We start from the raw sequence: 21,566 nt of genomic DNA on the forward strand, positions 1-21,566 counted from the left end.
CCGGATAAGATTATTTGCCGCAGCACTGTTTGTACTTCTTGCCACTGCCGCAAGGACAAGGCTCATTACGGCCCACCTTCTTGCTGGTAGCAGGCTGCTGAGCCTGCGGTTCATCACCGGCATTGAAAACGAGGCGCTGACGCTTCTGCTGCTCTTCCATCCTTTCAACATCTTCTTCACGGGCAATCTGCACCCAAAAAATCTTTTCCACCACCTCTTCGCGAATACGCCCCATCATATCCATGAACAGCTGATACGCCTCTTTCTTGTACTCCTGTTTCGGATCCTTCTGGCCATAGCCCCTGAGTCCTATTCCTTCCTTCAGATGGTCGATTGACAGCAGATGGTCCTTCCACTGGGCATCGATACTCTGCAGCATGATGACCTTGATCAGGTGATCGATCAGCTCATCTCCGAACTCGGTAACCTTTTCCGAAAAGACTTCCTGGACCTTCTCTTGCAATAGATCACGCAGATTGCCGGGGTTAAGACGCTCCATTGTCTGGGGAGGAATATCCACATGAAAACCGAACAGCTTGAAAACAGATTCGCTCAGGCCCTGCCAGTCCCATTCGGTAGCAGAAACCTTTTCGATGGCATAGCCTTCGGCAAGATCTGCTACGGCATCATTGACCATTTCGACAAAGCTTTCTCGGATTGTTTCACCGGCAAGGATCTCGCGACGCTGGGCATAGATGACCTCACGCTGCTTGTTCATGACATCGTCGTAATCGATCAGGTGTTTTCTTATCTCGAAGTTATGGGCCTCCACTTTCCTCTGGGCATTTTCAATTGCCTTTGTGATCAGGCCGTGGGTGATTGCCTCACCCTCCTCGATCTTCAGCATATCCATGATTTTCGACACACGTTCGGAACCGAAAATGCGCAGCAGATCATCCTGCAGTGAAAGGTAAAAACGGGAAGAGCCCGGGTCGCCTTGGCGCCCCGAACGACCGCGCAACTGGTTATCGATGCGGCGGGACTCGTGCCGCTCTGTACCCAGGATATGAAGGCCGCCCAGGCTCACCACCTCGTCATGTTCTTTGACGCATTGCTCCTTGAACTGGGCCGACACTTTTGTAAACTCTTCCTCGGAAACCTCGGGGTTACTCCGCCGCCATTGCTTGGACATGGCCTCGGCATTACCACCGAGAAGAATATCGGTACCGCGGCCGGCCATATTGGTAGCGATGGTCACCATCCCCTTGCGCCCTGCCTGGGCAACTATTTCTGCCTCTTTCTCATGCTGTTTCGCATTCAGCACGTTGTGCGGGATCCCCTGCCGACGCAGCAGCTCTGCCAATTCCTCGGATTTCTCGATGGAAATCGTTCCGACCAGTACCGGCTGCCCTTTGGCATGAAGCTCCTTGACCTCCTCTATTACTGCATTGAACTTTTCCCGCTCTGTCTTATAGATTACGTCGGGAAAGTCAGGACGAAGAAGTACTCTGTTGGTTGGAATGACAGTCACATCCAGCTTGTAGATCTTGTGAAATTCCTCTGCTTCGGTATCAGCGGTACCGGTCATGCCGGAGAGTTTTTCGTACATGCGGAAATAATTCTGAAAGGTGATTGTTGCAAGTGTCTGGTTCTCGTTCTCGATCTTGACCCCTTCCTTGGCCTCGATGGCTTGGTGCAGACCGTCGGACCAACGCCGTCCGGGCATAAGGCGGCCGGTGAATTCATCGACAATGATGACTTCGCCTTCCTTGACTACGTAATCCACATCCAGCTTGAACAAAGCGTGGGCACGCAGTGCCTGGTTCACATGGTGAAGAGTTTCGATATCTCGTGGGTCGTAAAGGTTTTCTATCTTCAGCAGTTTCTCTACCTTGAGGACCCCCTCCTCGGTAAGTGTTGCGGATTTGGCCTTTTCATCAACGGTATAGTCACCCGTATAGCGCTTCCGCTTGCCGGAAAGGGTATTTGCCTCTTCTTCGACAACCTCTCCCTTTTTCAAAAGGGGTATGATGCGGTCGATAATGTAGTATTTATCGGTAGAGTCTTCGGTGGGACCGGAAATAATCAGCGGCGTCCGTGCCTCGTCAATGAGGATAGAGTCAACTTCGTCCACAATGGCAAAATTGAAATCCCTCTGCACGTAATCTTCCAGGGCAAATTTCATGTTATCCCGAAGGTAGTCGAAACCGAACTCGTTGTTGGTGCCATAGGTGATATCTGCGTTATAGGCGTCACGACGTTCTTCATCATCCAGACCGTGAATAATGACGCCGACTCTAAGACCGAGGAAGTTGTGAATCCGCCCCATCCACTCTGAGTCACGCCGAGCCAGGTAATCATTGACAGTGACCACGTGGACACCCTTGCCGGTTATGGCGTTGAGATAGGAGGGGAGTGTGGCCACCAGTGTTTTTCCTTCGCCTGTCTTCATTTCCGCAATTTTGCCTTGGTGCAGCACCATCCCGCCGATCAACTGCACATCGAAATGGCGCATCCCCAGCACACGCTTGCCAGCCTCGCGACACACGGCAAATGCCTCTGGCAGCAGTGAATCCAGAGTTTCTCCACGTCCATACCGTTCCTTGAATTCAGATGTTTTATTGCGCAACTGGTCGTCGGAAAGTTTGCTGATTCCGGCTTCCAGATTATTGATCTGCTCGACAATCGGCCAGAGCCGTTTCAGCTCCCGCTCATTTTTGCTGCCGACAATTTTTTTAATTAGAGCACTAAACATTCCGTAGAATCTCCTGATTTTATTTAGTAAGGATAAAAACAGGTTAAACTACCATAACTACAAGAATTGCTCAACAGAAAAGGATGCAGGAATTAAGCTTGCGGCTGGAATGATAAATAAATATGGAAGGGGAGTACTGCTTTTTTAATGGAAGTGTATCAACAATTGCCGACCATGCTGAAGAGTCTCGCTTCAAACCTCTTGGTCGCCGGAGTGGAAGGCTCGTTTTCGCGGCTTATGTCATCAAGGGCATTAAGAAACGCTTCCACAACCCTCGGATCGAACTGCCCGCCTGCATTGGAATAAAGTTCTTCAAGGGCTTCACGCATGAGGAGCGATGAGCGGTAAGGTCGTTCCGAGGTCATGGCATCAAAGGCATCCGCCACGGCAAGGATTCTCGCTGCAAGAGGTATGGCATGTCCTTTAAGGCCATATGGATAACCAGTACCGTCAAATCTCTCATGATGATGGAGCACCGCCTGACTTTCGTCTTTCAATGACCTTACGCAATCAAGCAACTCGGCTCCATGGACAGTATGCCTCCTGATGGCTGCCTGTTCATCAGCAGAGAGCGGTTGCTCCTTGACGAGGATCGAGTTAGCCACCCAGAGCATCCCCACATCATGGAAAAGCGCTGCGTTTTCCAGGGATTTCAGTTGCTCTTCAGGTAGCCCCATTGCTCTGCCGATCTTGACGGCCACGCTGGCAACACGTTCGCTATGGCCGCTGGCGTATGGATCGTGGGCATCTGCGGCTGAAACAATCGCTTTGAGACATGCCACATAACGGTCTTCCGTCTCGTTAAGCTCCTCCATAAGACGAACGTTCTCACCTGCAAGAGTCCAATTGTTCGCCACTTGACGTAAGGTTGAAATACGCTCCAGATGCAAAAATATAAGGAGCAGGCACAGCATGGCAACGGCTATCAGAAGGGCTGCTTCTATCCGAGCGCTGCCCACGTAAAAGGAAATCGCCCAAAAGAGCATGGATCCGGTAGCCGCAAGGACAACGACCGAAAGCGTCAGATGCTTATGTTTTCGAAAAAGCTGTCGCATAAAAACACCTATAAGCAGGCTGTTGAAAATGTGATGGTCAGGATGCAAGGCTCAAGCAAGCGATAAAAGAGGAAACTGATATGTTGAATGCCGAACGGGCGGCAACGCCGCAGATCTGACCCGCAGTAGTTTTCAACAGTCTATTAGTGTGCATATCGACAGGTTGAGGACAAACTTGAATTTTTTTATAAGAAAAGCCTCCCCTTGACTGCTGGGAGGCCTTTAACAAAAAAATTTGCTTTCAATGTTATTTCACTTGCCGCACTTGATTGCTCCGGTTTCGCCTTTAGCCAATCCTGCAAACCTGAATCGGCTTAAATATTCGCCACTGTAGTAACAGGAGGCCTCTCCGGCAGGCAAAGGCCTTGCTGAGTCGTTGGTTACGGAAAAAGAAAGAGCCGGTTGGGGGAAAGCAGAAAGAACAAGGTTTTCAACCGGCAAAGTTTGTGACATCACTTCAGGCAGAGGTAACACATTTAACGTTATCGGCTGGAGTTTTACTGCATCTGCCATAAGTCCGGAAACAACCGCAACAGTAACTCCCTTACCCATGGCAGGGATGGAAGCTCGTTGGAAGACCTGCATCACCCCTGCGCCATTAATCCGGAAATCATAAACCGGGAGCCACCGGGTATCTCCTACAAGGTAACTAACAGATACCTTGCCCCCTTTGCCCTTCACCCATATTCTGACAACACTGCCACCGATATTTACAGCTTTCTTTGTCGATTCCAGCCGCAGCTGTACCGCCTTGAGTTCCTTATCAGCTTTACGCTTTGCCTGATAGACCCATTCCAGTTGAGCAATGGCAAAATCGGTCCCCTGGCGGATGGCGGTCAAAGGTTCCGGGTTACTCTTAGTTTTGCGGGGCGCCTTGCCGCTCTGTGATTTAGCAGCGGCAGTAAATATCTGTTCACGGGCAGAAAGTGCCTTCAACCTGTCTTCCAGCTGATCCCTGCGTTCCGTCAATTTCTCCAGCTGCTGCCCCTGTTTCGGATCAGAGGTCACAGAGATCGTTTCCACACGGTCGATGGCAACACCTGCGGCTGGCTTGATTCTAAGTGAATCTGGCAATACAGATGCAGGAAGAACAACCTCCGCATAACCATTGACTGCAGAGGCAACCCTCTGGATTCTGGCACCGTCCAGATATAAAGTAACTTCCTTATCGGCGGCAAAAGCCGGAACCGCCAGCAGAAGAGCTGCAACAACAGGAAGAAGGATACCCATTACCCCTCCAGTAACAACGGCTATTTAGCCACGTCAAGCAGCTCAACTTCAAAGATGAGTTTTGCATTAGGCGGAATTACGCCCCCTGCCCCTGCAGTACCATAGCCGAGTTGGGGAGGAATGATCAGTTTACGCTTGCCCCCAACCTTCATGGACATAACTCCTTCATCCCAACCAGGGATGACCTGTCCGGCACCGATGTTAAATACAAATGGCTCGCCGCGGTCGACGGAACTGTCGAACTTGGTGCCATTCTCCAGCCAGCCGGTATAATGCACTTTTACCGGTTTCCCGGCAGCGGGCGAAGGACCATTTCCGGGAACGAGGTCCACATAGGAAAGGCCGGAGGGTGTTTTGACGGCATTAGCTGCAGCAGAAGCAGAATCAGCTTTTTGGGGCTCTGAAACCTTCGGTTCCTTCTGTGCACAGGCAGGAATTACAACCGCCACCAGCAATAACAGCATGACAATAAATTTCTCCACATTACGCATCAAATTTTTCTCCTTTTTCTTTATCGCTTTCTATTTCAGCAAATGGACAAACAGCCCACTTCGCAGCTTCGGTTCGAACCATGTGGATTTCGGAGGCATAATTTTATCAGCATCGGCCAGTTCCATCAGTTCTTTCATGGAGGTGGGATATAGGGCGAAGGCCACCTCATATTCACCGCTGTCAACCATGCGCACAAGCTCATCCAGGCCCCTGATACCGCCTACGAACTGAATCCTCTGGTCCGTACGCGGATTGCGGATACCAAGGATGGGGCTTAAAAGGTTATTCTGCAGGATTGAAACATCAAGCCTTACCACCGCATCGTCTTCGGAAAAGGAACCCTCTCTCGGCAGCAGCTCGTACCATTTGCCTGAAAGGTACATGCCAAACTGGTGGCTGTGTACAGGTTTAAGTGGGGAATTCAGGGGGCTGATTTCGAACTTTTCCGCCAGCCTTGCCATAAACTCGGTGATACTGAGGCCATTCAGATCTTTGACAACCCTGTTGTAGGGCATGATGTTCATCTCGTTGTCAGGGAAGATGACCGTCAGGAAATAATTATATTCTTCCTTGCCGGAATGGCCGGGATTGGCGGCTTTCCTCATATCCCTCACCCTGCTGGCGGCAGCGCTTCTGTGGTGACCATCAGCCACATACAGCGTGGGAATGACAGCAAAGAGTGCGGTCAGTTCAGCTATCTTTTGACGGTCGTCAATGACCCAGAGGGTATGGGAAACGCCATCATCTGTGGTAAAATCATATACCGGGGTCGCTGTTGCAACTTTCCCCACAAGAGACGAAATTTCAGGATGATTCCTGTAGGTGTAAAATACCGGCTCGTCATTTGCGTCCAAAAAGTCGATATGCCTTACCCGGTCTTCCTCCTTGTCCGCCCGCGTTAGTTCGTGCTTCTTGATTGTCCCGTCCTGATAGTCATCCACCCCGGCGCATACCACTAGCCCTGTCTGGACTATGTCACCCATCTTCTGGCGATACACATAATAACATTCCTCACCATCCTGTTCCAGGATCGCTTCTGCCACAAATCTGGAGAGATTTTCCTGTCCCTTGCGATAAACGGGGTCGGAATAGATGTCGACGCCTGGCAGATCGATTTCGGGGCGGGATATGTGGAGAAAGCTGCACGGGTTTTCCGCTGCCATCTGCATGGCTTCCCCAGTGCTCATCACATCATATGGAAGTGCCGCCACCTTTTCCGCCAAATTTATTTTAGGCCGAAGGGCCTTGAATGGTTTGATGAAAGCCATGATTACCTCATTTCGAGAAAGTGCAATTTGATTGTTTCAGAAATATCTTTTCGCCCCAATGAAGCGTTTTATGAAATAAGCTTCTTCAATTCCTGATATCTTAATGTCGTCGCCCCGGCGCGGTGCGTGGACAAAGCGCCCATCACCGATGTAGATGCCGACATGGTTTATTTCTGCCTCGGAATTACCGAAGAAGACCAAGTCACCATCCTTGAGATCTGCCTTGCTGATGTTGTCCCCCACCTTGAACTGCTCCCTTGAACTGCGCGGGATGTTGACACCGCAAAGGTTATAGACAGCTCGGGCAAATCCGCTGCAATCCATGCCGTCAACCACGGTATCTCCACCCCAGCGGTAAGGAATGCCGACAAAGCGTTCTGCCGTGCGGGCAGCAATGGCTCCCATATCGCTATGCGCCTTGGCATGGTCCGGGGTTTCGGCGTCACCGGCTCGATCCTCTTTGCTTTTCTTCGGTACTACTGGCGTAAGTTTCTTAAGGGATGGCTGCGGAGCTTTTTCAATCGCCACTTCTCTCGATTTTTTCCCGTCGATTTGCGGCGGAGCGATGAAATAGGAGCCGATAACCTTCTCTGAAACAAGACGCTTGGCCGCCTTTTTCGCCTTTTCTTTTGTTTCGAAATCACCGAAACGAACAGCATATAGGCCGCTGTCCTTTCTGAAGTAGAAGGCCTCGATTCCCTTTTGCTGCAGCCTGTTTGTAAGCCGTTCAGCGTTTTTCACCTCTGAAAAAGCTCCTACCTGTATGGCAAAACCGACCCGCGACAGTCCTTTCACTGCTTTCATTTGTGCAGCACAGCCGGTATTGGTCAGACAGAAGAAGGTTAGTATGATAGCTATATATAAAATCCTGCAAATCATTTGCCACACTCCCAAATCACGACTGCAAACCGCCACCCATGTCAGATGTCCTTAACCTCGCGGCGGACCCCCATGAGAAAGGCGATGATAAACTGCTCCAGCTCCCCATCCAGGACCGCATCGGGATTGCCGCTTTCAACCCCGGTGCGCAGGTCCTTTACCATCTTGTAAGGATGCAGGACATAGGAGCGTATCTGGCTCCCCCAGCCGATTTCCTTCTTTTCTCCAGCGATTTCGGCGGCCTGTGATTCCCGCTCCTGCAACTCGCGCTCATAAAGCTTTGCTCTCAGGACCCGCATAGCCGTAGCCCGGTTCATATGCTGACTGCGCTCTGTCTGACAGGCAACAACGATGCCGGTAGGAATGTGGGTGATCCTGATGGCCGAATCGGTCGTATTGACGTGCTGGCCGCCAGCGCCGCTGGAGCGAAAGGTATCAACCCTCAGGTCGGTTTCGACAATCTTTACATCGATATCGTCTTCTATCTCGGGAAAAACAAAAACCGAAGCAAAAGAGGTATGGCGACGGGCATTACTGTCAAAGGGGGAGATCCTCACCAGCCGGTGAATACCAACCTCAGCTTTCAAATATCCGTAGGCATACTCGCCACTGACGGAGAAAGTGACCCCTTTGACACCAGCCTCATCGCCGGACTGATAATCTGTAATCTCGGTTTTCCATCCTTTACGTTCACAGTACCGCAGATACATGCGTAGCAGCATTTCGGCCCAGTCCTGGGACTCGGTACCACCGGCACCGGAATTGATGGAAAAAAAGCATGAACTGGCATCATGGGGACCGGAGAGCATCTTCTGGAACTCGGCATCGACCAATCCTTTTTCCAGCTGATCGTTCAGGTCATGCACTTCGGCAAGAGTCGCCTCATCTTCCGCCTCGCTTCCCAGTTCTATAAGGACCCTGATATCTTCAACCTGACGGTTGAGCCTGTCCCATGAGGCCAGGGTCTTCTCCATGACCGTCCGCTCCTTGAGAACTTTCTGCGCGGCCTCATTATCGTCCCAAAAACCGGGGGCGGCGATCCTGGATTCAAGCTCCTGAATATCTTCCCGCAGGCTGTCTATGTCAAAGAGACCCCCGTAAGTTGTTGATTCGTTCCGCCATTGCTTCAACCCGCGCCACTTCTTCTCTGAACATCGTCTACTCCTTGAACCGATTTATTTCAAGCGGGGTGATCTCACCCGTCAATCTTTTTCCTGAAAATTCTGACAATCATCCCAACCGACAGCAACAAGCAGGACCACGCAAAAAAGTCGCCAAATCGGTTGTAGATAGTCCGCGTCATGCCGAAACGAACTTCCCCCGACAGGAAGGTTTCTTTGAAGAGCGTGGTCATGCCGCGGATGTGCCCCTTGCTGTCTATGACCGATGAAATGCCGGTATTGGCAGCGCGGACCAACGGCACCCGGTTCTCCACCGCCCGAAAAACAGTCATGGAAAGGTGCTGGTAAGGTGCCGATGATTTGCCAAACCAGGCATCGTTGGTGATGTTTACCAGCAGACGACTTCCGGCACGGACATATTCCCTGGCAAGTTCCGGAAATATTCCCTCAAAGCAGATCAGAACCCCGATCTCCCCTTGGCCGGTGTTAAGGGGCACTACTTTGGATCCAGGCGAAAAGTCGCCTATTCCGGCCACCAGTTTGTTGACGAAAGGGAACAGTTTCTGCAGCGGCACGTATTCCCCAAAGGGCACCAGGTGCATTTTATCACTACGGCCGAGAACTTCCCCGGAAGGGGAGAGGAGAAAGGCACTGTTCAAGTAGCGGATACCTTCATCTTTTTTCTCGAAGGCCGGACTGCCTACCACGAGACAACTCTTCATTTCGGCAGCCAATGATCTTACCCTTGCTGCATACTGCTCTTCAGTTTGAAAATAGAAAGGAAGAGCACTTTCAGGCCAGACAACTAGAGTTCCGCCGCTGGCACAAGCCTTGCGGGTAAGTCTTTCGTAAATGCCAACCGTCGACTCTTGAAAAGCCGGATCCCACTTCACGTCCTGAGGGATATTCCCCTGGACCAGCACAACTTTAAGTGGCTCCCCCTGCTCTGCCTGATTGAGCCGGTAAAAGCCATAGCCGATGGTGAGCGTCATCAGAACCAGGAAGATGAAGCCACTTCTGGCAGGATAGGCAACCGCCTCCTTTCGGACCAACCCCTTGATAATCCGGTAAATGATGATGTTAGCCAGAGCGATCAGAAAACTGACGCCATAGACACCGGTAACGTCAGATATCTGGATCAAAGGCAGGGTACGGTATTGGGAATGGCCGAGGGATGCCCAGGGGAAACCTGTCAGGACAAAAGCGCGGATGAACTCAAAGCCCACCCATAGAAAAGGAAAAGAAAAAACCGATGAAATTCCAGCTTTTTCACCCCGATTTACCAGATAGGCAATAATTCCCACATAAAGGGCTATGTATGCCGACAAAAGCAGATAAAGACAGAAACTGACCACCAGAGGAAGCTTTCCATAGGTGGTCATAACTATATTGACCCAGTAGAGAATGCCACCATAGGCAGTAAGGCCGCAGATAAATCCAAGCCGAAATGCCGTTTTCGAGTCTTTTTTGCCCATGGCCAGAAAGAGCGGCACGAAAGCAAACCAGGCACAGATGGATAACCCTGGCTTTGGGAAGGATAGCGCCAGCAAAATGCCGGACACTACCGCCAAAAGATAATCACGGCGAGGAGCGGCATTGAAGGCAGGCATATGGAATCTGCTGTAATTCACTAGCCTTCCGTCTCCTCTACCGCGCTGCCTTTCCTGGCGATTCGCACCTTGCTTATACGCCGCTCATCAGCCTCAAGAACCGTCATGTGTATATGATGGTTATCCACTTCTTCCCCGCTGGCTGGAATGCGACCGAGAAGGTGAAATATCAGCCCACCTACCGTATCGAATTTTTCCCTTTCAATGTCTATTTGAAAATGCTCTTCCAACTCCTCGATGGGCAGACGGGCATCGACGGTCACAGAACCGTCCCCCTCTTCCACAAGCCAGTCTTCTTCCAGGTCGTATTCGTCCTGGATGTCCCCGACAATCTGCTCAAGCAGATCTTCAATGGTGACAAGGCCCGAGGTGCCGCCGTATTCGTCGATGACAATGGCGATATGGACCCGCTTTTTCTTGAATTCGTGGAGCAGTTCCTCAAGGTTTTTAGTTTCGGGGATAAAGTAAGGAGACCTGACGATCTTCTTCAGAACAATGGCAGAAGCCTCCATGCCCCAATATTTGAGCAGGTCCTTGGCATAAATGAGGCCAATGATGTTGTCGATTGTGCCTTCGTAAACCGGTATCCGGGAGTGGCCGCAGGCAATTATCGCAGCAAGCACCTCCTTGACTCCGGCATCTGAGCTGACACATGCCATGTCGGTACGGGGCACCATTATTTCGCGAACCACCGTGTCGCCGAGGGCGAAAATGGAGCGGATCATCTGGTTCTCTTCCTCGTTGATCAGTCCCTCTTCTTCTCCGGCATTCATCAATTCCTGTATTTCTTCTTCGGTCACACGTCGGCGCCCGGAAAGAAAGCGGCTGACGATGTCAATAAGACCAGGGCTTTTTTTGCCGTTGTCCCCTTCCAAAGATATGTTCCCTCCACTTATTAAGAAAATGAGTCGACCAGCTTCTTCATCCTGCCACTTTAAAAAGAAGCAGCACCGCGAGAGTAATACCGGTTCCGGTCAACGCGCCAAGTACCACTTCCCGCAATGAGTGAATATTGAGAAGCAATCGGGAATGGCTGACCATAGTTGCCAGGGCAATGGTCAGAATTGACACCATCGGGTCTTTTGTATTGAGAGAAACCGAGGTGGCGATGGAAAAGGCCAAAGCCGCATGGCCGCTGGGGAGACCACCTTGCAGCGGGGTGCCTCTGCTGGTGCGGGTCTTAATGATGATAACCACGATCACCACTATCAGGATCGAAACCAGGGTCCCCATTTCTGTAGGGGTTCCTATCATGCCGAGCATCTCCTTGTAAACCGGAAATATATAGTGCGAGAGTATAAGGTATCCCATTACTGCCGTGCCGATGGCAGCCACCAGTACAGCTCCTGCCGCGGTATCCTTGGCTATCTTGGCCAAAGGATGGTATTCGGGTGAAACCAGATCCACAACCACTTCGACGGCAGTATTCATCAGCTCGGCAAAAAGAACGAAAGAAACCGATAAGGTCAGAAGGATGAACTCAAGTGCCGTGACATGGAGAAAAAGCGTCGCAATCAGCACGACCAACGCTGCCAGAAAATGGTTGCGCATATGCTTTTGGGTCCTGGCCGTGTAGAGGATGCCTTCGATGGCACAGTTTGCGGAATCTATGAAGCGCGTCGGCTTCAAGGACGCTCCAGTCGGAACTTTGTCCGCATCCTTCCCATGGTTTTCATTTAATGCCACTATCTCAGCCAATCTAGACAAGTCCTTTCCGGTTCAGATTACCGAAAATTTCCCGCTCGCGAAACTCCATTCTTGCAGCTTCCGTTTCGCCGCTACGTTCGTGGTCGTAGCCGGTTATATGGAGTATGCCGTGCAAAAGCAGGAACGAAAGGCGGGAAAAAAAAGGCATGTCACCTTCTTCTGCCTCCCGCGAAGCCGTATCGGCACAAATGATCACATCCCCCAGCATCTGGGGATTGATTTCACTAAAATCTCCTTCGTGCATGGCAAAGGAAATGACATTGGTCGTCTTATCGCGGTCGAGATAGTCGCGATTGATGCGGCGAATGGTTCGATCGCCGACGATGCTGATGGAGAGTTCGCTGTCAGGACATCCCAAGTCGCTTAAGATCATCTCCGCCACTTTTCTTAGCTTCTTCGCTTCTATCGGCCAGCGCCTTTGCCGGTTCGCTATCGCTATCTTCAATGGATTTTTTCCCTCCGCTTCCTTTTTCCTTATAAGCAGGCTCCGGATAGTCTATACGTTGATGATAGATGCCGGCTAGTATCCTGTTGAAGCTCTTGGCAATTTCATGCAGGTTTTTCAGGGTCAGCTCACATTCGTCCAACTGACCGTCGATGAAGATATTGTTTATGATCTTCTGAACCATGCCCTGAATTCGTGCAGGGGTAGGATCGGACAATGTCCTGGATGCCGCTTCCACACAATCAGCCAAAAGCACCAAGCCCGCCTCGCGGGTTTGAGGCTTGGGCCCCGGGTAACGGAAATCCCTCTCATCCACCGCTTGCAGGTCGGTAACGGCCAACCCCTTCGCCTTCTGGTAAAAAAAGGTGATGAGAGAAGTGCCGTGTGACTGGCGGATTATGTCGATGATCGGTTGCCCCAGCCGGCTTTCTCGCGCCAGTTCAACTCCTTCTTTAACATGGGAAATGAGTATGAGAGCGCTCATGTTCGGAGAAAGCTTGTCGTGCCTGTTTTCGCCTCCTCCGACATTTTCTATGAAGTAGAGGGGCTTGCTGATCTTGCCCACATCATGGTAATAGGCTGCAACCCTGGCCAGAAGAGGGTTGGCATTGATCGCTTCGGCCCCGGCCTCCACAAGATTTCCGACAACGACACTGTGATGATAGGTGCCGGGAGCCCTGACCATCAGTTCGCGCAGGATCGGGGTATTCAGATTTGCCAGCTCCAGCAGTTTGATGTCGGTTGTGTAGTGGAAGAGAGCCTCAATGAGAGGAATAGTGCCGGTAACGCATACAGCATTGAAAATGCCGCCCAATCCGGCAAAGACGACGCAGTAGGCCGTCTGAATGGTGAAGGCGCTGTCGCTGAAAAACTGAAAAGAAATTGCCATGGCCACGTTGACCACGCTTACCTTCAATCCTGCCACATATATGGCGTTTCGCTCCTTGCATTGGCGTACCCCATGGGCACCGACAATCCCACCTAGAAGGGCGTATATGACCACCTGAAGGCTGCTGTTGAACATAATCCCGAGCAACGGCGCGCAGACAGCACAATATACGAGTGCCACCTCGGAATTAAGAATAATCCGGACAATAATGGCACTGGCAGCAAAAGGAAAGAAATAGTAGTAAACGGCAGTGTCGATAAAAGGTAAAAGGCTGCCCATGGCCGTTGAAACAATGAAGGCAATCTTCAGGACCACGAAGTTGCCGATGGTCATCAGGGTAAGGAGCAGTATATCCTTGTTGGAGGGGCTGAATTTGCGAATGTTCTTGCGTGCAAAACGATATGGGAAGTAGAAGAGGACCAGTACAAGCCCCAAAACACCTACCCCCATGAAAAACCTCTCTATGCCGCGGGACTCGAAGATGCTGTCCAGCTTTGTAGCCTGTTCCTGGGTGACCCTCTCTCCGACCCGGACAATCATCTCCCCCCTCTTCACCTGAAAGAGCACGGGGCGCGTTGCCGAGCGGGCGTCATGTTTCATTTGCTCGGTCGCCTCACGATCAAAGATAAGATTCGAAGTTATCATCCGGCTCAATAAACCCTTCAGTAGTGCACAATCGCCCGCCGAGGCAGATAGAGCAAGCTTCATGCCGGCAAGAGCCTTGCGAGCTTCACCAACATCCATATAAAAGGAGTAATCACCTGCAGCAATCTCACGTTTTGTTTCAAGGTCAGTGACGACAAGGCCGTGCCTGCGGTCATCGGCAAAACTTTTTTTGTCCTCAACAATCTTGTTGTGATAAATGGTTGTGGCAAGACGTTCCAACTCCATCTGCAGTGATTGGTCGGATGTGAGCCTGGACAGCGCAGCTGCCTCCTTGGCAGAGACATCCTGCGTCAACAAACGCCCTATATTCTGGCGAAAAGCCTCTCCAGCGTCTTCATCTCGTTCTCCGGCATTGCGTATAAGGGCAAAAGCGCTCTCAAAGCGCCGAACTACGTCAAGTGCAGCAGTGGAATTATAATTGTAGACAAGGGGAGAAACAGCCTCTGCCTCGGAACGCTTCTTTTCGGTAAGAAGGCGATCCTCGATGAAATAGTCCTGAGTAGCCCTGATATCAGAGGTGGCAACGTCTCCTACCTTGTATTTCACAGCCAGGAATTGATAGCTGGGGATGATAAGAAAGGTGAGAAGGAGGGCTGTGCAGAAAAGCAATATGAATCGACAGCGCTTTTCCTGTCTCGGATCGGAGATTTTGTCAACTACCGAGCCGAGACATCTTTCGCCAAGAAGGGTGAGCGAACCTTTGGTTTTTCTATCTTTGTCGCCGCTTTCAGTGGGCATTATGTATGTTATTCCCGTTGCTCGGCCACCTGTAACCGCAGTGACCGATCGTCAATGACAGGAGCGTTCCTGTTAACAGCAGCACAGGAACGTTTCAAGAAAAATTTCGCTAAGGACAAGCACTAAATATAGCCTTATCGCCATGCAGTGTCAACTCAAACCATCGCCCTGTCCTTTGGGTAAGTTAATAAAACTACTTCCATTTACAGGAAAGTGTGCTATATAAACAAGATTGACATTACAGGTGCCTTGCCTGTGAAATATTTCATTATGGAGGGGTATGAATGAGCCAGATTACAGATGTATATGCCAGAGAAATTCTCGATTCCCGGGGCAATCCGACACTGGAGGTAGAAGTTTTTCTCGAGTCGGGAGCCATGGGAAGAGCGGCAGTCCCATCAGGCGCCTCTACCGGCGAAAGGGAAGCTCTTGAATTACGTGACGGCGACAAAGGGCGCTACCTGGGCAAGGGAGTCCTCAAAGCAGTTGCCAACGTCAACGATATAATCGCCGAAGAAGTCATCGGCATGGAAGCAACAGACCAGGTCGGCATCGACCGTAAAATGCTGGAGCTTGACGGAACGGAATTCAAGAGCAAGCTTGGCGCCAATGCCATCCTCGGTGTCTCTCTGGCTGTGGCCAAAGCTGCTGCCGATGAGGTAGGTCTTTCCCTTTACCAATACATTGGCGGAGCCAATGCTAAAGAGCTGCCGCTGCCGATGATGAACATTATCAACGGCGGTGCCCACGCGGACAACAACGTGGATATTCAGGAATTCATGATCATGCCTGCCGGCGCCAAGAATTTTGCCGAGGCGCTTCGCATGGGGGCCGAAATTTTCCATGCCCTCAAATCGGTTCTCAAGGGCAAGGGCTACAATACCGCTGTAGGCGATGAAGGGGGCTTCGCTCCCAATTTGAAATCCAATGAGGAAGCGCTGGAAGTCATCATCGAAGCGATCCAGAAAGCAGGCTTCAAACCCGGCGAAGATGTGCTGCTGGCCTTGGACGTGGCCTCTTCCGAATTGTTCAGCGACGGAGTCTATACCCTGGAAAATGAAGCCCAGCCTAAGAAGACAGCGGATCAGCTGATAGATTTCTACGAAAATCTGGTCAACAAGTATCCTATCATCTCCATCGAAGACGGCATGGCGGAAAACGACTGGGAAGGCTGGAAAAAAATGACCGAACGCCTGGGCAAAAGAATCCAGATCGTCGGCGACGACCTTTTCGTCACTAATCCCAAAATCCTTAAAGAAGGCATCGATAAAGGAATCGCCAACTCTATTCTGATCAAACTGAATCAGATCGGAACTCTGACAGAAACCCTGGACGCCATCGAGATGGCCAAACGTGCTGGTTATACCACGGTCATCTCCCACCGCTCAGGAGAAACTGAAGACACCACCCTGGCCGACCTTTCTGTCGCAGTCAATGCAGGTCAGATCAAGACCGGCTCCCTCTGCCGCACCGACAGGGTCTGTAAATATAATCAGCTTCTGCGCATTGAAGACGAACTGGACGCCGTCGCCCTTTTCCGTGGCAAGGAAGTCTTTTACAACCTGAAGAAAAAGTAGATATTTCATCGCCACGATTCAGAATTAGAGGGGTAGTTGTCTCCATTGGAGGCACTACCCTTTTTAAATTTTTCAAGCACAAAATAAAACATAACTAACCGGAATCAATAATATTTTATCTCTTGACTATTACCCTGTCGGTAGTATCATATAATCAAAAGCTGAAGTTGTTCTCTCAAAAAATGGTGTTACATGGGGCAACGCTGAATAGGCAGTTCATACTACATCCGTCATGAGCGTAAAAAACCTCTGGAAAAAGGGGAGACAGCCCAGCAAAAGGTTATATGGCCCTGCAAGGAGCATGTAATCTGAAACCGCCTGTCGTCCACCGTCGGATATGTAGAAAGAGCCCGTTATGTAACACCAGAATCAGAAACGCCCGGATCAAATTCGGGCGTTTTTATTTTGCCTAAGATGGCTGTTTCTCTGCCGCTTCCAGCAACACTTTTCCCAAAATAACATCCGCAGCAACGCTCGTCAGCAGCCCAACCGGTATCGGTACCACCAGGGCAAAGCAAACACCTGTTATGATATTCAGAACACCGAAAAGTTTGAATCGCGTACCCATCAAGCCTGGCAAGCGAAGCAGCCGATAGCCGAAGACAGCCTGGGTGACGCCATATGGCACGACAAGAATGATGGCGAAAAGTCCGCCGGCCTCCCGGAGTGGCTGACTCAGCAGACCGAGCATGCTGAGAACGGTCACCGCGATGTTCATCCAGAGCAGCAGCTTGACAAGCATATGGACATCATGGGATTGGTGGCTGCTGCTGAGATAATCCAGCAAGGTCAGCATGACATAGATGAATAGCAGCGTTGAGATCAATGTCAGTATGGTTTGAACGGCACGTGCACCATGGCTGTCGTCCAGAGCCAGCATGAACGAAAAAAGAAACAGTGGAACCGTTACGATTGCATTGGCAACGGCAAGCCACCCTGCCCTGGTCAACCGTACAGATGTCAGGGCCATTATTCACCCACAAAAAGGCTTGTAGCCCACATCTATAATGGTAAAGGTGGCCACCCCGGCAGGTCTTCTCACCACCACCTCGTCCCCTTCCTGCTTGCCGATAAGTGCTTTGGCCATGGGAGAATCGACGCTGATATAGCCCTTTCCCGGATCAAATTCATCCGGCCCTACTATTCGGTAGACGACCTCATTACCCTCTTCATTTTCAAGCCGCACCCATGCGCCGAAGAAAATCTTTCCCTTCCGCTCCGGTTGGTCTTCCACCACTGTCAGAACATCAAGGCGCTTCATGAGAAAACGCACCCGTCTGTCGATTTCCCGCAAACGTTTTTTGCCATAAATGTATTCCGCATTTTCCGAACGATCACCTTCAGCTGCAGCATCGGAAACCGCCTGAGTCACCCGTGGGCGTTCCACCTTCCATAAATATTCAAATTCTTCCCGAAGGCGCCTAGCACCCTCAGGGGTAATATAATTGGAGTTCGACATTACTCTCTCCATTGGTTTCAATAGTGATTTACTCATATCACATTAAGTTGAATAAAAGCAAAATCATAAAAAATTGATTTCTTATTAAAGTTTTTATCATTTGGTACGATAACTTCTCTGTGGGCTTAATATGTTCTTCTACCATGGAGGAAACGTGAAAGTGATGGTATGTTATGACGATGACAGCTATGACATTGTTGAGGACTATTGCCTGGACTATCTTATCCGGGTGGGCAACATAACAGGTTTCTGCCGGTCCGATAAATGGGTAAGGGTTGGTGCCGATCCGGTCCGGGATGAGAACACTTCGTGTGAAACCTATGTGGGAAAGGAAAGGAGAAGGCCCCTGCTTGAAAAGAGGATAGAACACGCGGACAAACCCGAATAGAATCAACCGACTCTTCACTCCATAAGGATATAATCTGCGTCGTCTTTCGCCACATTATCCGGCGATAGTTCAGGAAATTCCGGCAGTATAACTTTATATGAGATATCAGAGGCGCGTTCAAGTTCAGCAGGAATCCCGCTTTTCAGTGCATGCCCGGCCCCCGTCAGGACCACCATTGTTCGTCCGGAATTCCTCCTCACATAATTCATTATTCCCGATGCCATGAAAGAATTCCATAATTTCTGTGCCTCGCAGAAATGGATAAAAGACTTGTCGCTTTTGTTGTGGGATGCGTAAACCTGTCTTATGAAGGCCATGTATTCAGGATCCACATTACAGGTGACCCCAGGGGGAACCTTTTTCAATTCTTTTGGTGTCAGAGAGGCGAAACCTCGGCGGGCCACCTTTTTCGGAATTTTTGGATCTATGTTAAGACCGATGAGGGGTATACGGTGCTCTTTGGTGTAAAGAAAAATCTCGCTGTAAAGGGGCCATGGCATCTGCCAATTTTTATAGTAAAGCCTGATGAAGCTTGATTTGTCCAGGGTTCCATTGGTCCAGCGGTCAAGATGTCGCTGACTGTCGGCGGTAAACATCTCCATACCGACTGCAATGGGGGTTTCAGCCTGATGATAGGCCTCGATAACGGCCAACTGCAGCTGATGATGCTCGTGACTGTCGTGTGATTCACCTATGACAACAACATTTGTCCCTTTCATTTCATCGATCATCTGCTGAAAGGTTATTATTTTACCATCGCTTACACGATAAACCGGCTGATCATTGGTAATATGTCCAAATGCCGGAATAGCCACGAGAACCGCAATACAGAGAGCTGCAACAAAACCTGACAACATCGGACAAGGTCTAGGCATTGCTTCCCCCACCAGTAATTAGGGATCAAGCGGCTTCATGCAGACTGAAATCGGATAATTGCTGCGTAAATTCCACGAGGCGTAGATTCGGCGACCACGACATCTTTCCCCAAAGCATTTTGCAGATCATCAATACTTAAATCATCGAGGAAAATCCCTTCCCCTTCCTTTAGCATAACATCCGGTATAAGAATTACATCCCCTGACTCCACTTTCTTCAGGCAGTCCAAAATGTCGCCACCGGAAACAAGTCCAGTCACCGTGACGGTGTCCCCAAAAAGCCGATTTTTTATCGGCACGATTGTAAACTTTATTCCTGTCTTGTCCGCCAAGCGGTGAAGGAAACCCTCCAGATAAGGATATGGCGACTCTCCGGTAACAACGGTGACAGATGCCTGCTTCAACCTTTTTGCCCCATGGACAACTTCATCCGCTTCCTCCAGGAAGACCGGCACCATACCGACACCGTTTTCAATCTGTGGGAGGTCCCCATACAACTCAAGGGGAGGAAATGCCACACCCCCTTTAATGTAGAACTCATCGGCAAAAAAGAGGAAAGGTTCCCCCAGACACCTTGCCAACCCGGCCATTTCAGGCTGCCATTGGGAGAGCAATTCAGCTGCATATTCCTTCGTCACCGGCTGTAAGGCCGGCAGCCCTTTGCGGTGCATGGTCAGGCCGACCGGTACCACAGCCAGGGAAGCAACAGCGGGAAACAGTGACGACAGATCGGCAACGGTCTGAGCCAGAACTTTGCCATCATTGACTCCAGGACAGAGCACCACCTGGGTGTGCATGGTAATGCCGGCCCCGGCCAATTCTTTAATTATCTCGAGGATCGGCGGAATTCCCGTTTTGCCCAACATCCTTTCACGCACCAGAGGATCTGTTGCATGCACTGAAATATAGAGCGGTGAGAGCCTTTGCGACTTGATCCGCTCCAGGTCGCTGGCATCGATATTGGCCAGAGTCACATAGTTGCCATAAAGGAAAGAGAGCCGGTAATCCTCATCCTTGACGTAAAGAGGCTTCCGCAGTCCCTTGGGCAATTGATGAACAAAACAGAAAATACATTTGTTGCCGCACTCGGCAGGAACCGGTGCCTGGAAAATAAGGCCGAGAGGCTCGGATTCGTCCCGTTCCACCTCCATCTCCCAGACCTCTCCATCCCTTTTCACAACCTCAAGGGTCAGTTCCTCATCTGCGGCAAAAAAATTAAAATCGATGATGTCCCGCAGCCTGTGGCCGTTGATGGCAACCAACCGATCACCCGCCTCTATTTCAAGCTCGTCGGCGATGCTTTCCGTCACAACACTGTCGATCAACAAACCTTCCATCACACACCTTTGTAATATGCCGTGCTCCGGTAATAATCGAGCAGCGAGCGGAAAAAAACGTTGAGCACGGCAGTTACCGGCACCGCCAGCAGCATGCCGAAGATGCCGAACCATTGGCCCCCGATGAGAAGGGCAAGGATTGTTACAACAGGATGCAGCCCCACCTTGTTACCAACGATTTTGGGGGTAATAATGCCCCCTTCTGCCGCCTGCACCAGCATGAACCAGCCTAGACAAAGCATTGGATGGAGAAGATCATGGAACTTGAGAAAGGCCATGAGCATGGAAAAGACGATGCCGAAGAGCGTCCCCAGATAGGGAATCATGAACAGAAGGCCGGATATGGTGCCGATGAGAATAGCCAGGTCAATGCCGATGAAGTATAGTCCGATGCTGTAAAGCACCGCCAAAATGACGCAAAGCATCAATTGACCGCGGACGAAGGATGAAAGCACCTCATCCACCTCTGCCGCCTTCTGACAAAACCATGGCCTGTAACGCTCCGGGACAAGATTCAGCAATGTGGTCTTCAGTTCCGGCATGTCCAGGAGAAAATAAAAAAGGTAGATGGGAGTAATGAAATAGCCGAGGATGGATAGAACGAAGGCCAAGGTGGAGCTGAAGGCGCGCGTAACAACGGCGAATGTTTCCTTGAACAGGCTGAAGGAAATGCCACGCAACCGCTCAAGCGCTGTTGTCAGGTGCTGATAGGCCTTTTCCGGCGTCTCGATATCCAGGTACGCCTTCACGCCGGCCGGTATGTAATTGTACAGCCGGTTAGCGTACTCGGGAAGATTTATCTCTATTGAACCCAACTCCCCTTTTATGGAGACGATGAAGAACAATATTGCCAGGGTGGCCAGAAGAACAAGCGCAAAAAAGACGAGAACAATGGCAACGGTCCGGTTCATCCCTCGCTCCGCCAGCTTTGCCACGAGAGGGTTCAAGATGTAGGTGAGGATCAGGGCAATAAAGACCGGCAGGAAAACTGTTCCTGAGAGGAAAATCACCGCTAGCGCCACTAAAGCAAGAAGCATAGCAACGATCAAAAATTTTTTTTCACTGGTCATCGTCATGATTATCCCGAATAAATAAAGATGATTGGCTGCGCAGCCGGCAAGGATAGCGCAGCGAT

19 protein-coding genes are annotated in these 21,566 nt (G+C 50.5%); 2 read left to right on the forward strand and 17 right to left on the reverse strand.

Going from position 1 to position 21,566, the window contains the following annotated elements; all coding sequences use genetic code 11:
• Positions 1-10 precede the first annotated feature (10 nt).
• The 12 genes from secA to GEOB_RS15390 all read right to left on the reverse strand — a co-directional run bounded on the left by secA (position 11) and on the right by GEOB_RS15390 (position 14,795).
• Entirely contained in the window at positions 11-2,695 is a 2,685-nt protein-coding gene (secA, locus tag GEOB_RS15335) for a preprotein translocase subunit SecA (protein ID WP_012648158.1), read from the reverse strand.
• A 158-nt stretch (positions 2,696-2,853) separates the two neighbouring features.
• On the reverse strand, positions 2,854-3,750 hold the full coding sequence (locus GEOB_RS15340) for an HD-GYP domain-containing protein (protein WP_012648159.1): 897 nt from the start codon (positions 3,748-3,750) through the stop codon (positions 2,854-2,856).
• Positions 3,751-4,002: 252 nt separating this feature from the next.
• Positions 4,003-4,980 carry a DUF4140 domain-containing protein gene (locus GEOB_RS15345; RefSeq protein ID WP_012648160.1) on the reverse strand — a complete coding sequence of 326 codons (978 nt, stop codon included), beginning with the start codon at positions 4,978-4,980 and terminating at the stop codon, positions 4,003-4,005.
• Positions 4,981-5,000: 20 nt separating this feature from the next.
• Positions 5,001-5,471: an FKBP-type peptidyl-prolyl cis-trans isomerase gene (locus GEOB_RS15350; protein WP_012648161.1), complete on the reverse strand. Its 471-nt coding sequence runs from the start codon at positions 5,469-5,471 to the stop codon at positions 5,001-5,003.
• Between the two features lie 30 nt (positions 5,472-5,501).
• The gene (locus GEOB_RS15355) at positions 5,502-6,740 is read right to left on the reverse strand and encodes a DUF1015 domain-containing protein (RefSeq protein ID WP_012648162.1); all 1,239 of its coding nucleotides are present in this window, start codon (positions 6,738-6,740) and stop codon (positions 5,502-5,504) included.
• Positions 6,741-6,776: 36 nt separating this feature from the next.
• Positions 6,777-7,619, reverse strand: coding sequence for an NlpC/P60 family protein (locus tag GEOB_RS15360; RefSeq protein ID WP_012648163.1), 843 nt, complete (start codon positions 7,617-7,619; stop codon positions 6,777-6,779).
• Between the two features lie 41 nt (positions 7,620-7,660).
• Positions 7,661-8,774, reverse strand: a protein-coding gene (gene prfB / locus GEOB_RS15365) for a peptide chain release factor 2 (RefSeq protein ID WP_012648164.1) whose coding sequence is annotated in 2 segments (ribosomal slippage) — positions 7,661-8,704 and positions 8,706-8,774 — 1,113 coding nt in all. Because the reading frame shifts where the segments join, the coding sequence is not laid out codon by codon here.
• A 40-nt stretch (positions 8,775-8,814) separates the two neighbouring features.
• Positions 8,815-10,371, reverse strand: a complete 1,557-nt coding sequence (lnt, locus tag GEOB_RS15370; RefSeq protein ID WP_012648165.1) for an apolipoprotein N-acyltransferase — start codon at positions 10,369-10,371, stop codon at positions 8,815-8,817.
• The gene (locus GEOB_RS15375; protein WP_012648166.1) at positions 10,371-11,225 is read right to left on the reverse strand and encodes a hemolysin family protein; all 855 of its coding nucleotides are present in this window, start codon (positions 11,223-11,225) and stop codon (positions 10,371-10,373) included. Before GEOB_RS15375 ends, lnt begins: the two co-directional genes overlap by 1 nt.
• A 46-nt stretch (positions 11,226-11,271) precedes the next feature.
• Positions 11,272-11,979 (reverse strand): diacylglycerol kinase, encoded by a 708-nt coding sequence (locus GEOB_RS15380; RefSeq protein WP_012648167.1) that lies wholly within the window; start codon positions 11,977-11,979, stop codon positions 11,272-11,274.
• A 70-nt stretch (positions 11,980-12,049) separates the two neighbouring features.
• Positions 12,050-12,430 (reverse strand): rRNA maturation RNase YbeY, encoded by a 381-nt coding sequence (gene ybeY, locus GEOB_RS15385; protein WP_012648168.1) that lies wholly within the window; start codon positions 12,428-12,430, stop codon positions 12,050-12,052.
• Positions 12,402-14,795, reverse strand: a complete 2,394-nt coding sequence (locus tag GEOB_RS15390) for an HD family phosphohydrolase (RefSeq protein ID WP_012648169.1) — start codon at positions 14,793-14,795, stop codon at positions 12,402-12,404. The genes ybeY and GEOB_RS15390 overlap by 29 nt, the downstream gene beginning before the upstream one ends.
• A 284-nt stretch (positions 14,796-15,079) precedes the next feature.
• Between GEOB_RS15390 and eno the strand changes: the two genes are divergently transcribed.
• Positions 15,080-16,372 (forward strand): phosphopyruvate hydratase, encoded by a 1,293-nt coding sequence (eno, locus tag GEOB_RS15395; RefSeq protein ID WP_012648170.1) that lies wholly within the window; start codon positions 15,080-15,082, stop codon positions 16,370-16,372.
• A gap of 409 nt (positions 16,373-16,781) precedes the next feature.
• Here the strand turns inward: eno and GEOB_RS15400 are convergent, their stop codons facing one another.
• Entirely contained in the window at positions 16,782-17,342 is a 561-nt protein-coding gene (locus tag GEOB_RS15400; protein WP_012648171.1) for a hypothetical protein, read from the reverse strand.
• A gap of 3 nt (positions 17,343-17,345) precedes the next feature.
• Entirely contained in the window at positions 17,346-17,831 is a 486-nt protein-coding gene (gene greB, locus GEOB_RS15405; protein ID WP_012648172.1) for a transcription elongation factor GreB, read from the reverse strand.
• A gap of 163 nt (positions 17,832-17,994) precedes the next feature.
• Between greB and GEOB_RS15410 the strand changes: the two genes are divergently transcribed.
• Positions 17,995-18,219 carry a GSU3473 family protein gene (locus tag GEOB_RS15410; RefSeq protein ID WP_230199057.1) on the forward strand — a complete coding sequence of 75 codons (225 nt, stop codon included), beginning with the start codon at positions 17,995-17,997 and terminating at the stop codon, positions 18,217-18,219.
• Positions 18,220-18,233: 14 nt separating this feature from the next.
• On the opposite strand, the gene GEOB_RS15415 is transcribed toward GEOB_RS15410, so the two are convergent.
• The 3 genes from GEOB_RS15415 to GEOB_RS15425 are packed head-to-tail and all read right to left on the reverse strand — an operon-like array spanning position 18,234 to position 21,501.
• The gene (locus GEOB_RS15415) at positions 18,234-19,094 is read right to left on the reverse strand and encodes a ChaN family lipoprotein (RefSeq protein WP_012648174.1); all 861 of its coding nucleotides are present in this window, start codon (positions 19,092-19,094) and stop codon (positions 18,234-18,236) included.
• Between the two features lie 35 nt (positions 19,095-19,129).
• Positions 19,130-20,431 carry a DUF512 domain-containing protein gene (locus GEOB_RS15420; RefSeq protein ID WP_012648175.1) on the reverse strand — a complete coding sequence of 434 codons (1,302 nt, stop codon included), beginning with the start codon at positions 20,429-20,431 and terminating at the stop codon, positions 19,130-19,132.
• Positions 20,431-21,501, reverse strand: a complete 1,071-nt coding sequence (locus GEOB_RS15425) for an AI-2E family transporter (RefSeq protein WP_154650504.1) — start codon at positions 21,499-21,501, stop codon at positions 20,431-20,433. The genes GEOB_RS15420 and GEOB_RS15425 overlap by 1 nt, the downstream gene beginning before the upstream one ends.
• Between the last annotated feature and the right edge of the window lie 65 nt (positions 21,502-21,566).

The sequence above is a fragment of the Geotalea daltonii FRC-32 genome (genome assembly GCF_000022265.1).
GTDB lineage: Bacteria > Desulfobacterota > Desulfuromonadia > Geobacterales > Geobacteraceae > Geotalea > Geotalea daltonii.

What these genes read in the sequence shown, in the direction of transcription:
- greB (WP_012648172.1), bottom strand. Translation starts at nt 17,831, where the DNA reads ATGTCGAACTCCAATTATATTACCCCTGAGGGTGCTAGGCGCCTTCGG.
- GEOB_RS15355 (WP_012648162.1), bottom strand. Translation starts at nt 6,740, where the DNA reads ATGGCTTTCATCAAACCATTCAAGGCCCTTCGGCCTAAAATAAATTTG.
- GEOB_RS15425 (WP_154650504.1), bottom strand. Translation starts at nt 21,501, where the DNA reads ATGACCAGTGAAAAAAAATTTTTGATCGTTGCTATGCTTCTTGCTTTA.
- GEOB_RS15390 (WP_012648169.1), bottom strand. Translation starts at nt 14,795, where the DNA reads ATGCCCACTGAAAGCGGCGACAAAGATAGAAAAACCAAAGGTTCGCTC.
- GEOB_RS15345 (WP_012648160.1), bottom strand. Translation starts at nt 4,980, where the DNA reads ATGGGTATCCTTCTTCCTGTTGTTGCAGCTCTTCTGCTGGCGGTTCCG.
- GEOB_RS15340 (WP_012648159.1), bottom strand. Translation starts at nt 3,750, where the DNA reads ATGCGACAGCTTTTTCGAAAACATAAGCATCTGACGCTTTCGGTCGTT.
- GEOB_RS15410 (WP_230199057.1), top strand. Translation starts at nt 17,995, where the DNA reads ATGGTATGTTATGACGATGACAGCTATGACATTGTTGAGGACTATTGC.
- secA (WP_012648158.1), bottom strand. Translation starts at nt 2,695, where the DNA reads ATGTTTAGTGCTCTAATTAAAAAAATTGTCGGCAGCAAAAATGAGCGG.
- GEOB_RS15350 (WP_012648161.1), bottom strand. Translation starts at nt 5,471, where the DNA reads ATGCGTAATGTGGAGAAATTTATTGTCATGCTGTTATTGCTGGTGGCG.
- eno (WP_012648170.1), top strand. Translation starts at nt 15,080, where the DNA reads ATGAGCCAGATTACAGATGTATATGCCAGAGAAATTCTCGATTCCCGG.
- GEOB_RS15415 (WP_012648174.1), bottom strand. Translation starts at nt 19,094, where the DNA reads ATGCCTAGACCTTGTCCGATGTTGTCAGGTTTTGTTGCAGCTCTCTGT.
- ybeY (WP_012648168.1), bottom strand. Translation starts at nt 12,430, where the DNA reads ATGATCTTAAGCGACTTGGGATGTCCTGACAGCGAACTCTCCATCAGC.
- GEOB_RS15420 (WP_012648175.1), bottom strand. Translation starts at nt 20,431, where the DNA reads ATGGAAGGTTTGTTGATCGACAGTGTTGTGACGGAAAGCATCGCCGAC.
- GEOB_RS15360 (WP_012648163.1), bottom strand. Translation starts at nt 7,619, where the DNA reads ATGATTTGCAGGATTTTATATATAGCTATCATACTAACCTTCTTCTGT.
- GEOB_RS15400 (WP_012648171.1), bottom strand. Translation starts at nt 17,342, where the DNA reads ATGGCCCTGACATCTGTACGGTTGACCAGGGCAGGGTGGCTTGCCGTT.